General features: G+C 72.5%; 14 protein-coding genes. 4 read left to right on the top strand and 10 right to left on the bottom strand.

Annotated features, from left to right (window positions below; translation table 11 throughout):
• The 6 genes from ABZW11_RS21420 to ABZW11_RS21395 form a co-directional block, all read right to left on the bottom strand.
• Positions 1-1,571: SMC family ATPase (locus tag ABZW11_RS21420; RefSeq protein ID WP_355419602.1), on the bottom strand; the 1,571-nt coding region annotated here is incomplete at its 3' end.
• Positions 1,571-2,722, bottom strand: a complete 1,152-nt coding sequence (locus tag ABZW11_RS21415; RefSeq protein ID WP_355419600.1) for an exonuclease SbcCD subunit D — start codon at positions 2,720-2,722, stop codon at positions 1,571-1,573. The genes ABZW11_RS21420 and ABZW11_RS21415, both read right to left, overlap by 1 nt.
• A 13-nt stretch (positions 2,723-2,735) precedes the next feature.
• Entirely contained in the window at positions 2,736-4,631 is a 1,896-nt protein-coding gene (locus ABZW11_RS21410) for an ATP-binding protein (protein ID WP_355419598.1), read from the bottom strand.
• Between the two features lie 328 nt (positions 4,632-4,959).
• Positions 4,960-6,033, bottom strand: coding sequence for a Zn-dependent alcohol dehydrogenase (locus tag ABZW11_RS21405; RefSeq protein ID WP_355419596.1), 1,074 nt, complete (start codon positions 6,031-6,033; stop codon positions 4,960-4,962).
• A 23-nt stretch (positions 6,034-6,056) separates the two neighbouring features.
• Entirely contained in the window at positions 6,057-7,478 is a 1,422-nt protein-coding gene (locus ABZW11_RS21400) for an aldehyde dehydrogenase family protein (RefSeq protein WP_355419594.1), read from the bottom strand.
• 82 nt (positions 7,479-7,560) lie between these two features.
• Complete coding sequence (locus tag ABZW11_RS21395) at positions 7,561-8,832, bottom strand: cytochrome P450 (protein ID WP_355419592.1); 1,272 nt, start codon at positions 8,830-8,832, stop codon at positions 7,561-7,563.
• A 183-nt stretch (positions 8,833-9,015) separates the two neighbouring features.
• Here ABZW11_RS21395 and ABZW11_RS21390 point away from each other — a divergent pair, with 183 nt between their 5' ends.
• Positions 9,016-9,780, top strand: coding sequence for a class I SAM-dependent methyltransferase (locus ABZW11_RS21390; protein WP_355419590.1), 765 nt, complete (start codon positions 9,016-9,018; stop codon positions 9,778-9,780).
• A 21-nt stretch (positions 9,781-9,801) separates the two neighbouring features.
• On the opposite strand, the gene ABZW11_RS21385 is transcribed toward ABZW11_RS21390, so the two are convergent.
• Positions 9,802-10,776 carry an aldo/keto reductase gene (locus tag ABZW11_RS21385; RefSeq protein WP_355419588.1) on the bottom strand — a complete coding sequence of 325 codons (975 nt, stop codon included), beginning with the start codon at positions 10,774-10,776 and terminating at the stop codon, positions 9,802-9,804.
• Positions 10,777-10,863: 87 nt separating this feature from the next.
• Between ABZW11_RS21385 and ABZW11_RS21380 the strand changes: the two genes are divergently transcribed.
• Together ABZW11_RS21380 and ABZW11_RS21375 are read left to right on the top strand one after the other, a co-directional pair.
• Entirely contained in the window at positions 10,864-11,493 is a 630-nt protein-coding gene (locus ABZW11_RS21380; RefSeq protein WP_355419586.1) for a TetR/AcrR family transcriptional regulator, read from the top strand.
• A gap of 71 nt (positions 11,494-11,564) precedes the next feature.
• Positions 11,565-11,939 (top strand): hypothetical protein, encoded by a 375-nt coding sequence (locus ABZW11_RS21375; protein WP_355419584.1) that lies wholly within the window; start codon positions 11,565-11,567, stop codon positions 11,937-11,939.
• Positions 11,940-11,941: 2 nt separating this feature from the next.
• On the opposite strand, the gene ABZW11_RS21370 is transcribed toward ABZW11_RS21375, so the two are convergent.
• Positions 11,942-12,145: a hypothetical protein gene (locus ABZW11_RS21370; protein WP_355419582.1), complete on the bottom strand. Its 204-nt coding sequence runs from the start codon at positions 12,143-12,145 to the stop codon at positions 11,942-11,944.
• A gap of 262 nt (positions 12,146-12,407) precedes the next feature.
• On the opposite strand from ABZW11_RS21370, the gene ABZW11_RS21365 reads away from it, so the two are divergent.
• Positions 12,408-13,196 (top strand): histone-like nucleoid-structuring protein Lsr2, encoded by a 789-nt coding sequence (locus ABZW11_RS21365; protein ID WP_355419580.1) that lies wholly within the window; start codon positions 12,408-12,410, stop codon positions 13,194-13,196.
• Here the strand turns inward: ABZW11_RS21365 and ABZW11_RS21360 are convergent.
• The gene (locus tag ABZW11_RS21360; protein ID WP_355419608.1) at positions 13,190-13,378 is read right to left on the bottom strand and encodes a hypothetical protein; all 189 of its coding nucleotides are present in this window, start codon (positions 13,376-13,378) and stop codon (positions 13,190-13,192) included. The two genes, ABZW11_RS21365 and ABZW11_RS21360, sit on opposite strands and share 7 nt — an antisense overlap.
• A gap of 160 nt (positions 13,379-13,538) precedes the next feature.
• Entirely contained in the window at positions 13,539-13,919 is a 381-nt protein-coding gene (locus tag ABZW11_RS21355; RefSeq protein ID WP_355419578.1) for a hypothetical protein, read from the bottom strand.
• Positions 13,920-13,921: the final 2 nt, after the last annotated feature.

Here is a 13,921-nt window from a genome sequence, read left to right as displayed (position 1 = left end):
CGCCGCTCCGCCTCCCGCCCCGCCGCCACGCGCCCTTCCAGCTCCCCTCGCCACGCGGCGATCCACTCCCGCTCGACCCGCCCGGCAAAGGGCTCCACTGCGGCAGCGGGCCGCGCCTCGTGGCGCCCGTCGCCGGCCCTCTCCCCCGGCGCTTCGGCGCCCTCCTCGGGCATCAGCTCCTTGCGCAGGGTGGTGGCGCGGGTGGTGAGGTCGTCGACCGTGCGGTCGAGGTGGCGGAGTTCGGTGAGGGCTTCCGTGTGTGCGCGGCCGGCCTGATCGGCTGCACTGCGTGCGGTTTCGAGGTGCTGCCCGGCGGCGTGCAGGTCCGCTGTGGCCGGGTGGTGGGGCAGGGTGGTGACGGTTTGCAGGCAGGTGGGGCAGGGGTCGCCGACGACGAGGCGGCGGGCCAGGTCGGCGCCCGCGTGGGCGTCGCGGAGGCGGTCGCGGGCCTGCTCGGCTTCGGTCGCCGCGGCGTCGAGCGTGCGGGAGCGGGCGGCCAGCGGTTCGAGGGCGGCGCGGGTCTCCGCGGCCTGCGCCTCGGCGGCGTCCAGGTCGGCGAGCAGGCGTTCGTACGTGTCCAGCGCCTGGAGGCGCTCCAGGAGCGCGGCGGGGTCGTCGTGGGCGGCGAGCTCGTCCTCGGCCCGCTGCTCGGCGGCCTCGGCGGCGGTCACGGTCTCGGTGAGCGCGGCGACCTCGCCGGCGGCGGCGCGGGCACTGGAGGCGAGGGTGGGGACGTCGGCGGGCAGGGCCAGCGCGGTCAGCGCGGCGAGCCGGTCGCGCAGCGCGTCGCGTTCGGCGGCGAGGCGGCGCAGCTCCTCGTCGTGGCCGCGCAGCGCCTCCAGGTCCGTCCTGATCCGCGCGTCGAGGGCATGCAGGGCGGCGAGCCGGTCGGCGGCGGCGCGTTCGGCCGGCTCGTCGGCGTCGGTGAGCCTGGCCAGCCGCTCGCGGGCGAAGCCGGCGGCCTGCGCGGCGGCCTGCTCCTCCTGGACGGCGCGCCGGCGGACGCGTTCGTAGACGTCGGCGTCGAGGAGCTGGACGAGCAGGTCCTGGCGCTCGCGCGGCTGGGCGTGCAGGAACTCGGCGAACCTGCCCTGCGGCAGCACCACGCACTGGGTGAAGAACCGGTACTCCAGCCCCGTGATGCGCTGCACCTCGCCGGTGACCGCGGCCCCCTCGGCGACCGGACGGACGACGGCGGCCAGCAGGTCCTCCAGCTCGGCCGACGCGGGCACGGACGGGTCGAGCTCGTCCAATCGGGCCTCGGCGGTGTGCACCCTGCCCTTGGCGTCGCGCCGGAGCGCCCGCACCACGGCGAGCCTGCGTCCCCCGCTCTCGAAGACGAGCGCGACCTTGGCGGAGACGGCGGACGGCGCGAGGGCGTGGGCGATGACGTTCTCCTTGCCCCAGCGCGGCACGGTGCCGTAGAGGGCGAAGCAGATGGCGTCGATGAGCGTGCTCTTGCCCGCACCGGTGGGACCGACCAGGACGAAGTAGTCGACACCGGAGAAGTCAACGGTGACGGGCTCGCGGAAGCTGCCGAAGTCGTCGAGGTGCAGCCGCAGCGGGCGCATCAGCCGGTCACCTCCTCGTGCAGGCGGTCGAACAGGGCGGCGACGCGGTCGTCGTGGCGGCCGGAGGCGGCGAGGTAGTCGCGGAAGAGGTCACGGGGGCTGCGGGCCGGGCCGTCCGCGGAGCTGCGGCGGGCGTCGCGTACGGGACGGAAGCGCTCGTGGACGGTCACCTCCAGCGCGGTGGGCAGGATCTCGCGCACGGTCTCGGCCAGCCCCGGCCTGGGCGGCTCGGTGACGACGACCCGCAGCCACGTCTCCGCCAGGTCGGGCGCCATGGCCGCCAGCTCCTCCAGCGTGCCCGTCCTGGTGGCCAGCGCGCGTGCCGAGGTGATGGGCGCCTCGCGCACCTGGGCGGGCCGCCCCGGCTCGACGGTGACCAGCAGCGCGCCGGGCGTGTTGTCCTCCTCGCCGAAGTCGACGGCGAGGGGCGAGCCGCTGTACCAGATGGGGCAGGGGCCGGGGATCTGCTGGCGGCGGTGCAGATGGCCGAGCGCGGCGTACTGGGTGGCGGGCGGGAACGCGGTGGGCTCGAAGTAGTAGGAGAAGATCGACTGGGCGCGCCGCTCGCCGCCGCCGAACCGGCCGCTCGGCAGCGTGCCGTGGGTGGTGACGAGGTTGACGGTGTCGGCGGCGAAGCCGTCGGTGAGCGCCCCGACCAGCTCGGCGATGCGGGCGGCGTAGTCGCGGTTGTGCTGGGCGGGCGTGCCGGCGAGCACTTCGGCGGCGCGTACGACGTACCGATGCGACAGGAACGGCAGCACGGCCAGCCGCACGGGCTCTCCCGAGCGGGCGGTGAAGGCCAGGGTGCCGCCCTCGTCGGGACGCCGGAACGCGCCGACGACGTGGATGCCGAGCTTGCCGAGCACCGGCCGGTAGACCTCCAGCAGGTGCGGGTTGTCGTGGTTGCCGGCCAGGACCACCACGTCACGCCCGCCCTCGTGCAGCGCCATCAGGGCGTTGAGCACCAGGGCCTGCGCCTCGGGGGTGGGGGCGCTGGTGTCGAAGAGGTCGCCTGCCACGAGCACCGCGTCGACGTCCTCGTTGCGGGCCAGGCGGACGAGGTCGCCCAGGACGGCGCGGTGCTCGTCCATGCGGTGGCGGCCCTTGAGTACCTTGCCGACGTGCCAGTCGGCGGTGTGCAGGATCTTCATGCGCTCGCCTGACCTAGAAGGGCGGGATGTCGTCGTCGGCGCCCGGCAGCCCGGCGAACGGATCGGCTTCCCGGCGCGGCGCGGGCCGCTGGGCCGCCTCGGCGGGGCGGGTGGCCCAGGCGGGGAAGGGGAAGGTGACGGCGAGCGGCACGGGGATCTCGGGCTGGGTGACGAACATGGTGCCGGGCCTCGCGATCGTGGCGCGGTCGCGGGTGGTGGCGGGCAGCCAGCCGTACTCGGGGCGGGTGGCCTCGGCCGGGTCGAGGCGGCCCGCGACGCGGACCGAGCAGTTGGCCACGATGCGCCGCTCGACCTCGGAGGCGGTCTGCTGCGCGCCGATGAGGATCACGCCGAGCGACCGGCCGCGCTCGGCGACGTCGAGCAGGATCTCCTTGATGGGCGACTCGCCCTCGCGGGGCGCGTACTTGTTGAACTCGTCCAGCACCACGAACAGCAGGGGCTTCGCGGTGCCGGCGCTCTCCTTGCGGGCGAACTCGCCGCGCAGCGTCACGCCGACCACGAACCGCTGTGCCCGCTCGGGCAGGTTGTGCAGGTCGACGATGGAGACCTGGGCGTCGGAGGTGCCGATCGCATGCGGCCGGCCGCCGGCCAGGTCGCCGCGGACGATCGGCGACAGCGCCCTGACCGCGCCGCGCAGCCTGCGCAGGAACGCGTTGACGGTGCCCAGCGGGGTGGGCGCGCCGGTCCAGGCGGCGCGGGTGCCCTCGTCGGCGAGCTGCGCGCCGACGACGTCCACCAGGTCGCCGAACGTGCGGCAGATCGGGCCGCTCTCCTCGCCCGGGCGGCGGATCCGTACGGCGCCGCCCTCGCCCACCGGCTCGGCCCACGCCTGCAGCCTGGCCGCGACCTGGCCGACGAGCAGCGAGTACTGGGCCCGCTCGTCGTCGGCGTCGCTGAAGACGAACCGCAGCAGCTCATCGGCGCAGAACTCGGCCAGCGTCCAGTAGTAGGCGCTGACGTCGCGGGTCCTGGCCGAGACGTCGGGCACGCCGTTGGGGTCGCGGGGGCGCGGGGGCGCGAACACGTGGACGCTGCCGAACGGCCCGGCGGGCAGGCCGAGCCGGGCGTACTGAGCCGTGGCGGGGGCGTCGAGGCGGGTGTTGGCGTGGTCGAGGAAGAGCAGGTCCTCGCCTTTCACGGAGAAGATCAGGGCTTTGGTGTTGGCGGCCTCCGCGCCGAGCACGCCGGAATTGAAAATCGAATAGATGAGGAATGTGGCGAATGACGTCTTCGTCGCCACGCCGGAAACGCCGGAGATCGACACGTGGGCGCCGCGCGTGCCGTCGAGGAAATCGAAATTGACGTACATCGGTTGCCCGTCGCGGCCCAGCCCCATGGGGACGCGCCGGTCCATGACGTCGAAGTAGAGCGCCTGGTCGCGGTCGCCGCTCTCGGCGCGGTAGACGGGCGCGCCGGGCAGCGGCGGGACGAAGATCTCCGGCTCGACCCGGGTGACGCGCACCTCGGCGCACTCGACCACGGCCGCAGGGAGCGCGCCGTCGGCGATGAGGAAGACGTCGGAGTCGAAGCCGGCGCCCTCGTGACGCGCCTCGACGGCCGACACCACGCCCGCGACCAGCACCGGGCCGTAGTCGGGCGTGTCGCGCCTGGTCACCACCACGTCGTCGAGCTGCACGACGCGGCCGGGCTCCAGCCCGACCCAGAACGACAGCGGGGAGGCGGCATGCGTGCCGAGCACCCTGCCGACCGCGTCACCCGACCCGGCGGTCCCGCCCGTTGGACGGTCAGCAGGCGCGTTGGCGACTGCGATGCTGTGAGCCGCGGGGCCGCCGGCTCCTCCGGTGTGGCCGGCGGGGCCGTGGGCGCCTTCTGTGGCGGGGCCGTTGGTGAGGCCGTTGGCGGCGCTCGCCTCCGTCTTCTCACTCACCGATGCTCTCCCGCCCCGGACGTTCACGTTCTCCCCGCAGAATCCTAACGACCGCTCTGCCATCTCTTGGCACGGTCGCGGGGGAAATGCGGCACGTATCAACCGGCGACCTGGCCTTTGCCCTCTTTCGTCAAATGACGGTAAAGGAAATGCGATCAGCGGGCGTGCGGGCGGTGCTCGCCGTAGCGACCCGCTCGGCGAGCCGGCCGAGCGTCGTGACGGCGTCACCGGACGCCACGGTGTGCACGTGACAGTCCACCCTCCTCGGGAGCCACCCGCGACAGAGCCCGCTCGCCGGGGTCGTGCGGCGCCGGTTGTCCCGGCTCGCTCATGGGAACGTGACGAGCGACCGGATCACGTCCCCCGAGCCCATGGCGGTGAATGCCTCGGCCACGCCGTCGAGCGTGATGCGCCTGCTGATCAGCCCGTCCAGGTCGAGCCGCCCGGCCCGCCACAGCCGCAGCAGGCGGGCGAAGTCGGTGCGCACGTCGCCGGAGCCGTACAGGCAGCCCAGCAGCCGGCGCTCGGTGGCGAACAGCTCGGCGGCGCTGAAGGTGACGGGGTCGTCGGCGCTGCCGGCGCCGACCACGACGGTGGTGCCGCCGCGCCGGGTCGATTTGTACGCCTGCCTGATGGTCTGGGAGCGGCCGACGACCTCGAAGGCGTAGTCGAAGCCGAGCCCGCCGGTCAGCTCGCCGGCGCCGGCCCGCAACTCGTCGGGGGTGAAGGTGTGGGTGGCGCCGAAGGCGCGGGCGGCGGCCAGCTTCTCCGGCACGCGGTCCACCGCCACGATGGGTGCCGCGGCGGCCAGCACGGCCCCTTGGATGACGTTGATCCCGACGCCGCCGCAGCCGATCACCAGCACCGACGAGCCGGGCCGCACCTGGGCGGTGTTGACCACGGCGCCGACGCCGGTGAGCACCGCGCAGCCGACCACGGCGGCCACGTCGAACGGCACGTCCGAGGGGATGGGGACGGCGGCGCGGGCGTCCACGACCGTCTCCTCGGCGAAGCAGCCGACGCCGAGCCCGGCGTGCGCGGGCTCGCCGGCGATGCTCAGCGTGGGCTCGGCGGGCGGGCGGACGGAGGTGCACAGGTTGGGCTGCCCGCCCAGGCAGTACGCGCACCCGCCGCACGGCGGGATCCACGACAGGATGACGTGGCTGCCGACGGGCGGCCCCGACACGCCGGGGCCGAGCTCGACCACCTCGCCCGCGCCCTCGTGACCGGGCACCAGCGGCAGCCGGGCGGGCAGCCGCCCCTCACACATCGACAGGTCGGAGTGGCAGACGCCGGCGGCCCGCAGCCGCACGCGCACCTCCCCGGGGCCGGGCGGCCGGATCGTCAGGTCGTCGCTGACCTCGACCGGCTTGCCGGTTTCGCGCAGGATGACGCCTCGCATCGGTTTCGTTCTCCCCCGGGGCTTCAGAGCTGGATGGACGTGGTGGTGAGGAACTCCTCCAAGCCGAAGCGGCCGTACTCGCGGCCGTACCCGGACTGCTTGTAGCCGCCGAAGGGGGCCAGGCCGTTGTGGGCGCCGTCGTTGACGCGGATCTGCCCGGCGCGCAGCCGCCGGGCGACGCGGTAGGCGCGCTCGGGGTCGGCGCCGCGCACGCCGGCGGCCAGCCCGTACGCGGTGCCGTTGGCGATCCCCACCGCCTGGTCCTCCCCGTCGTAGGGCAGGATGACCAGGACCGGCCCGAAGATCTCCTCCTGGGCGACGCGCGAGTCGGGTGCGACGCCGGTGAGCACGGTCGGCCGCACGTAGAAGCCGCGTTCCAGGCCGCCGGGCGCGCCGGGGCCGCCGGTGAGCACGGCCGCGCCGTCCTCGATGGCGGAGCGCAGGTGGTCGCGTACGCGCTCGCGCTGCAGCCCCGACACCAGCGGGCCGAGCCTGGTGGCGGGGTCGCGCGGGTCGCCCACGGTGTACGTGGCCGCCTCGTCGGCGGCGATCCGCTCGGCCTCGGCCAGCCGGTCGCGCGGGACGAGCAGCCGGGTCAGCGCCGAGCAGGTCTGTCCTGAGTTGAGGTAGCAGGCGGCGACGCCCTTGCGTACGGCGTCCTCGAAGGCGGCGTCGTCGAGGTCGTCGAGCAGCACGTTGGCGGACTTGCCGCCGAGCTCCAGCGCGGTGCGCTTGACCCCGGCGGCGGCGAGCTCGGCGACCCGCCGCCCTGCCCTGGTGGAGCCGGTGAAGGAGACCATGTCGATCTGCGGATGCCCGGCCAGCGCCTCACCCGCCTCAGGCCCGGTGCCGGAGACCAGGTTGAACACGCCCGCCGGGAACCCGGCCTCGTGCAGCACGTCCGCGAGCACGAACGCGTTCAGCGGCGTGACCTCGCTGGGCTTGAGCACCACCGTGCAGCCGGCCGTCAGGGCGGGGGCGACCTTCGCGGCGATCTGGTGCAGCGGGTAGTTCCACGGGGTGATGGCGCCGACGACCCCGATGGGGTCGCGGTGCACGACCGAGCCGCCGAGCCGTTCCTCCACCGCGATCTCCCCGGCGACCTGCGGCATCGAGGCGAACGTGCGGATCGGGGCACCCACCTGGATGGCCTTGGTGAGCTTCAGCGGCATGCCCAGCTCGTCCACGATCATCTCGGTCAGCTCGCCGGCGCGTTCCTGCAGGGCGGCGGCCACCCTCGCGCACAGGGCGGCCCGCTCCTCCATCGGCCTGGCCGACCAGGAGGGCAGGGCGGCGGCAGCGGCCTCCACCGCGCGGGCCACGTCCTTGACGCCGCCGCGCGGCACCTCGTCGAAGACCTCCTCGGTCGCGGGGTTCACCACCGGTATCGCGGTGCCGCCGCTCGCCTGTACCCACTCGCCGTCGACATAGATCCGATGCGGCATGACCCCACCTCAAAGAACGGACGCTTAATTCTAGATTCGGATTCTAGATTCGCTCTCCGTCCCCGTCCAGGGCGTCGGGCGGTCAGCCGACGCGTACCGGCACCGTGCGCGGGCCGCGTACCTGGCTGGCCGCCCACGTCACCGCCGCAGGATCGGCCAGCTCGAACACCGGGATCCGCTCCAGCCACACCTCCAGCGCCACCCGCAGCTCCATCCGCGCGAGATGCGAGCCCACGCACCGGTGGATGCCCAGCCCGAACGCCGCGTGCCGGTTCTCCTCGCGGTCGATCATCACCTCACCGGCCCGCTCGAACTGCGCCGGGTCCCGGTTGGCCGCGGGAAACGACAGCAGCACCCAGTCGTCGGCCTTCATCTCCACGCCGTTCCAGGCCATGTCCTCCTTGACCAGGCGAGCCATCGTCACCGGCGCGTACGCCCGCAGGAACTCCTCCATCGCCGTCGGCAGCAGCCCGGGCTCGGCCACCAGCCGCTCCCGGTCGGCCGGCGTCTTGGCCAGATGCCACAGCGACGCCCCGATCGCGCTCCATGTCGTGTCGATGCCCGCGATGAGCAGCAACGTCATCGTGCCCACCACGTGGATCGGGTCGAGCTTCCTGCCGTACAGCTCCGCGTTCATCAGGTACGTGGTCAGGTCGTCGCGCGGATGCTCGATGTGGTCGTGGATCTGCGCCACCAGGTAGTCCGTCAGCCGGGTGAATCCCTCGATGCGCTCGTCCTGCGGCCGGTTGATGCTCTCCAGCGCGCTCTCCACGAACTCGGCGAACTTCGGCCCGTCCTCCGGCGGGAAACCCAGCATGTCGGCGATCACCCGCATCGGGATGTGCTGGGCGTAGTCGCCGGCCGCGTCCACCACCTCTTTGCCCTCCATCGCGTCGATGAGCGCGTGGCAGTACGCCCTGGTCGCCGCCTCCCGCTTGGCCACCGCCGACTTGGTGAACGCGGGCAGCAGCAGCTTGCGGGCGTCGTGGTGGAACGGCGGATCGGAGGAGATCGGCGGCACCGCCCCCACCGGCGCCAGCTCCTTCGGCGGGCGGACGTTGCTGACGATGATGGCCCGTGAGGAGAAACGGTCGGTGTCGTACGCGATCGACGCGACGTCCTCGTACCGGGTGGGCAGCCAGACCCCGCCGAACCGTTCGGTGCGCGCGATCGGGCAGCGCCGGCGCAGGTCGTCCTGGATGGGGTAGGGGTCGGCGGCCCACACGGGATCGACGTGGGAGAAGTCGGTCGCCCAGTCGCCGACCGGGTCGGTGACCGGGTCGGTGACCGTGCCGATGGGCCGGTTCTTGCGCGCCTGCTCAAGCTCCTCGCCGAAGCGATCGTCGACGGTCATCGTCCGGCTCCGCTCTGTACCTGCATGGCCTCGTTCCCGTCTGTGCTGGGGATCTCGGTTCCGGTTACGTCCTTGAGCGAATTAAAAAATCGTTCATTTGCCCCGTCAAGCCCCTGGCCCAGCCGAAGAGGTTGTCTGAGGGCCTCGCAGATGTCAGTACGGCACGGGAACCGATGGGCCACAATGACCCGCATGTCCGCGATGCCCGAGGAGCACATCGAGGCCTCATCGTCGTCCCGCTGCAACGACTACGACCGGATCGCCGAGGGGTACACGGCCGAGAACGAGACCAGCCTCATGCACGCGTACTACGCGCGGCCCGCGATGCTGGAGCTCGCCGGGGATGTGACCGGAAGGCGCATCCTCGACGCCGGCTGCGGCTCGGGTCCGCTGTTCTCCGCGTTGCGCGATCGAGGCGCTCTCGCAACCGGCGTCGACGCGAGCGCCGGGATGCTGGAGATGCCCCGACAGCGGCTGGGCGCCGACGCAGACCTGAGGGTCGTCGACCTGGCCGGCCCCCTGCCTTTCCCCGACGACGCGTTCGACGACGTCATCGCGTCTCTGGTGCTGCACTACCTGGAAGACTGGGGACCGCCACTGGCCGAACTGCGACGCGTCCTCACGCCCGGCGGCCGGCTCCTCATCTCGGTCTACCATCCGCTCGTGGGCGCCCTCCTGCAGTACATGGCCGGGGAGAAGCCCACGTACTTCGAGATCCGTAGCCGGACCCAAGAATGGGCCATGGGAGGGCGGACCGCCCAGATGAGTTTCTGGGACCGGCCGCTGCACGCGATGACCGATGCCTTCAGCGCGGCCGGCTTTCGCATCCGCGTCATCAGCGAACCGCCGTTTGTGCCGGAAGCCCGCGAACTGTTCCCCGAGGAGCTTCGCGAGATCACCGGCACGAGATTCCTGAGCTTCTTGTTCTTCGTTCTTGAAGCCGGCTGAAGACACCGTCGAGCCCTGCTGTCAGTCCCAGGTGGGGAGCAGGGGGCCGGGGTAGCGGGCGCCGAAGCCGCCGGTCGGGAGGATCTCGGCGATGCGCTTCAGGTCGGTGTCGTCGAGGGCGAGGGGGGCGGCGGCCACGTTCTCCTCCAGCCGCTGGGGGCTGCGGGTGCCGGGGATGGGGACGATGTCGTCGCCCTGGGCCAGGAGCCAGGCCAGGGCGAGCTGGGCGACGGTGGCGTCCTTGGCCGCGGCCAGGTCGGCGAGCCGCTGGGTGGCCTCCAGGTTCTTCTCGTAGTTGCCGGGCTGGAAGCGGGCGTCCCAGCTGCGCATGTCGGTGGGGTCGTACTCGGCGCCGGGCTTGGCCTGGCCGGTGAGGAAGCCCCGGCCGAGCGGCGAGTAGGCGACGAACCCGATCCCGAGCTCGCGCAGGACGGGGAAGAGGCTCTCGACGTCCCGCTCGAACAGGGAGTATTCGGTCTGCAGGACCGAGACGGGCTGTACGGCGTGCGCGCGGCGGATGGTGTTGGCCCCCGCCTCGCTCAGCCCGAAGTAGCGGACCTTGCCGGCGTCGACGAACTCCTTGACCGTCCCCGCCACGTCCTCGATGGGCACGTTGGGGTCGACGCGGTGCTGGTACAGCACGTCGATGACGTCGACGCCGAGGCGGCGCAGGCCGGCGTCGACGACCTCGCGGATGTGCTCGGGACGGCTGTCGACACCGCCCTCTCTGGTGCCGGTGAAGTCGAAGCCGAACTTGGTCGCGATGACGACCTCGTCGCGTATCGGGGCGAGCGCGGCGCCGACGATCCGCTCGTTCTCGCCCTGCCCGTACAGCTCGGCCGTGTCGAAGAACGTCACGCCCAGCTCGTGTGCCCGGCGGATCGTCGCGATCCCCGCGTTCTCGTCCGACGGGCCATAGGCCAGGGAGATGCCCATCGCGCCGTATCCCAGCGCCGACACCGTCAGCCCCTGCCGTCCGAGTGTCCGTTGCTCCATGATGCGTTCTCATCTCCATCGATGTAAGAGGTCTCTAACATTAAGTAAGAGTACTCTAACATCGGAAAGGGAGGAGAATCGTTCGCCGTGAGCAGACCCACGCCGAAGAAACGCGGCTACCACCACGGCGACCTGCGTCAAGAGCTGATCCGCGAGAGTCTCGCGCTCCTGGCCGAATCGGGCGTCAGCGGTTTCTCCGTGGCGAAGGTCGCCGCCCGCGCCGGCGTGTCATCGGCCGCGCCGTACCGCCACTTCCCCGACCGGGAGGCGCTGCTCGCCGCCTGCGCGGCCGCCATCATCGGCGACATCACCGGCGTTCTCGTCGAGGCGGCCGAGCGGGCGGGGCCCGATCCCGTGGACCGGCTCGCCGCCACCGCGGGCGCCTACACCCGCTTCGTCCTGGGGCACCGCACCGGCCTCGACCTCGTCTACTCCTACGACTTCGCCGAGCCCCACCGTCCGACCGTCCAGGAGCAGAGCCGCCGGCTCACGGCCGCCCTCATGCGCCTGGCCGCGGACGTGCTGCCCGCCGACACCTCCTGGGCCGACACCGCCGAGTTCGTGTACGTGCACCTGTCCACCACGCACGGCTACGCCACGCTGCTGTTCAAGGGCACCCGCCCGCCGCAGGGCATCGACGATCACGCGGCTCGCGCCGTCACCGCGGCCCGTGACCACATCACCGGGCACCTCCTGCGCCTGCGCGACGCCCGCTGACGAACTGCTCGTTGCCGGGGTGCGGAGCCGCCGTTATCGTGATCGAACTGCTCTCACCCCGCGGAGGCCACGTGAACGTGCAGCAGGTCCACACCATGCCCGGCACGGTGCGAGCGGCCCGGGTGCTCATGTGCGTGCAGGTGCTCATGGAGGTCGTGCTGAGCGCCCTCGTCCTGCTTCCGCTCGCCCTCAACGGGTTCCTGGTGCTCAACTTCGTGCTCGGCGTCGCCGTGGCGGTGCTCGCCGGGGCGATGGTCGTCCTCATGCGGACCCGCCGCAGGTGGGTGCAGTGGGTGGGCCTGGCGATCGAGGGACTGCTGGCGGCCAACGCGCTCGTGGGGCTGATGGGCACCGGCAGCGTCGGCGCGGTCGCCGGGCTCGCGCTGGCCGTGGGCGTCATCGCGCTCCTGCTGACCCCGTCGAGCAACGGCTGGTTCACCGCCTGAACTCATTCCGAAGGGTGGGCCAGGATCAGGACGAGCGCGTCGAGCGGGCGTTGCCAGTCGTCCTCGCGCAGGTCCCGCTGGAGTGTGGCGGCGACGGCCGCCAGCATGCCGACGAGCTTGGCGCGTACCGTCCGCTGATCCTCCCCGATGACGGCGGCCAGCCGCCCTGCCTCCCGAGTGCAGCGGCGGCTCTTCGAGAAGTCCACCAGTGACGGCGGCGGCGCCTCGGTCGCCGGTTCCGCCGACGGGACGCGCCACGCCCAAAGAGCTGCTCGGCCGGGTCAGCTCGGCCTTCGTCACCGTCGAAGCCGCCGCGAACATGGCCGGAGCCCTCGCAGGCCCGGCGCTGAGCACCCTGACCGGCCTCATCCCGGCGCTCAACGCGGCCTGCGCCCTCACTTTCGTCTCCGCCCTCATCACGCTCGCGCTGATCCCAGGGATGTCACACCCGGGGAGTAGCTTGCGACCATGACCGCCGACTTCACCCCGCACCGCGTGCCCTACCTCAAGCACCGTCCCGACACCTTCCGCATCCGGGAGTGGGCGGCGGCCAACGGCCACCCGGTCAGCGAGCGGGGCCGGCTCGCCCGGCATCTTGTCGAGGCCTTCTTCGCCGCACACCCGGAGGTCTACGAGCAGGCGGAGAAGGTCGAGATGGTCCACGCCACCGCGCGCACGCCCGGCCCCTCACCGGAGGATTACGGCTGGGTGGAGGGCAGCCGCCTGCGCGACATCTACACCGTCGCGTTCGTCCGGGGCCTCGACGAACGCGAGGTCTTACGCCGCATCGGGGCCGCCGACGCGGACATCCGTATGATCACGGATGACGACTGCTCGCAGCCGGAAAGCCTGGAGATCGTCACCGTGCGGCGGGTGGGCGAGTGGACGGTCGCCGTCGAGCACTGCGGGTGGCGGGCCTCCCACTTGGAGGGTCTGTGCCCCCTGTCGAGGGACGGCGGTGAGGCGGTGGCGGTGATGCGTCACGACTACGCCGCCCGGCATCGCCTCGCCTACGCCCTCGACGGCGCGTACGTCACCGACATCGATCCGAGCTTCCCCCTCGACAGGCACGGCACGGATCCCGACCGGCTCAACCGCCACCTACGCGAGCTGGGCATCGACCCGGCCGCCGCCGACCACCTCGACAACCCCGTCCCGGCCGCCCTCGCCGTCACCGGCCGCATCACCGGCGTCGTCCTCAGGCCGGAGCACCTCCGCCGCCCCGTCTTGGGCGCCGCCATCCCCGGCGCCTACTGACAGCGAAGGGCCCGGGTGAGCGCGCCCCCCGCTTCCAGGCCGGTGCCGCACCAGGCCACGAACCTGTCCGGCCTGACCAGCACCGCGCCGCCGGGGCCGAGGCCGCGGGCGGTGCCGATCCGCGTGGAATTCGCCCGCGCCGTCACCAGACTCCGCCTGGACGACCAGCAGTACGGCGCCATCGGCAACGGCCTCACCCGGACAACGGCCGACGACGCCGGGCCGGCCTACGACCTGATCGTGGCAGGCGCCACCGACACCGTCACGGTGACCACCACGTGACGCCGCCGGGCTCGCGTCCGAATCGCGCGGGCCGTTGCACGACGCCGAGCCGGCCGCCCTTCATCTCCCGCCACGAACGCCGCCCGGCCCGACGCCCTTAGGGCCGGGCCGACGCTTCTTGGCCTTCCGCCCTCCTTGCGACGCGTCGATGATGTTGTTGTCGCCGTTGATGACCATTCCGCAACCGATCATGGTGACCGATGGCCGCGCGGGCTCCTGGGACGGGGACGTCGCCGTGCTCTCAGGTGCGGATCTCCTTGACGTCCACGCACCGATTGCGGCTCCCACCATGCCGACGACCCCCACGATGAAACCACCGACGCTCGCGATCTGATCGGCGCTCTGCAACGTGTGGTCGTACAGGAAAACGCCCACCCCCGCCAGAGCTCCGGACGCGATCAGAATGGCCACACAAACGGCGATGCGGCGGACTTCCGTCATGC

It is taken from the genome of Nonomuraea sp. NPDC004580 (assembly GCF_040609855.1).
Lineage (GTDB): Bacteria > Actinomycetota > Actinomycetes > Streptosporangiales > Streptosporangiaceae > Nonomuraea > Nonomuraea salmonea.
The sequence above is the reverse complement of the archived record's forward strand: the minus strand, read 5'-3'. Positions and strand labels throughout refer to the sequence as shown.

Coding starts and splice junctions, on each gene's coding strand:
- ABZW11_RS21415 (WP_355419600.1), bottom strand. CDS start 2,722: ATGAAGATCCTGCACACCGCCGACTGGCACGTCGGCAAGGTACTCAAG.
- ABZW11_RS21405 (WP_355419596.1), bottom strand. CDS start 6,033: ATGCGAGGCGTCATCCTGCGCGAAACCGGCAAGCCGGTCGAGGTCAGC.
- ABZW11_RS21400 (WP_355419594.1), bottom strand. CDS start 7,478: ATGCCGCATCGGATCTATGTCGACGGCGAGTGGGTACAGGCGAGCGGC.
- ABZW11_RS21395 (WP_355419592.1), bottom strand. CDS start 8,832: ATGACCGTCGACGATCGCTTCGGCGAGGAGCTTGAGCAGGCGCGCAAG.
- ABZW11_RS21390 (WP_355419590.1), top strand. CDS start 9,016: ATGACCCGCATGTCCGCGATGCCCGAGGAGCACATCGAGGCCTCATCG.
- ABZW11_RS21385 (WP_355419588.1), bottom strand. CDS start 10,776: ATGGAGCAACGGACACTCGGACGGCAGGGGCTGACGGTGTCGGCGCTG.
- ABZW11_RS21365 (WP_355419580.1), top strand. CDS start 12,408: ATGACCGCCGACTTCACCCCGCACCGCGTGCCCTACCTCAAGCACCGT.
- ABZW11_RS21360 (WP_355419608.1), bottom strand. CDS start 13,378: ATGGCGCCGTACTGCTGGTCGTCCAGGCGGAGTCTGGTGACGGCGCGG.
- ABZW11_RS21355 (WP_355419578.1), bottom strand. CDS start 13,919: ATGACGGAAGTCCGCCGCATCGCCGTTTGTGTGGCCATTCTGATCGCG.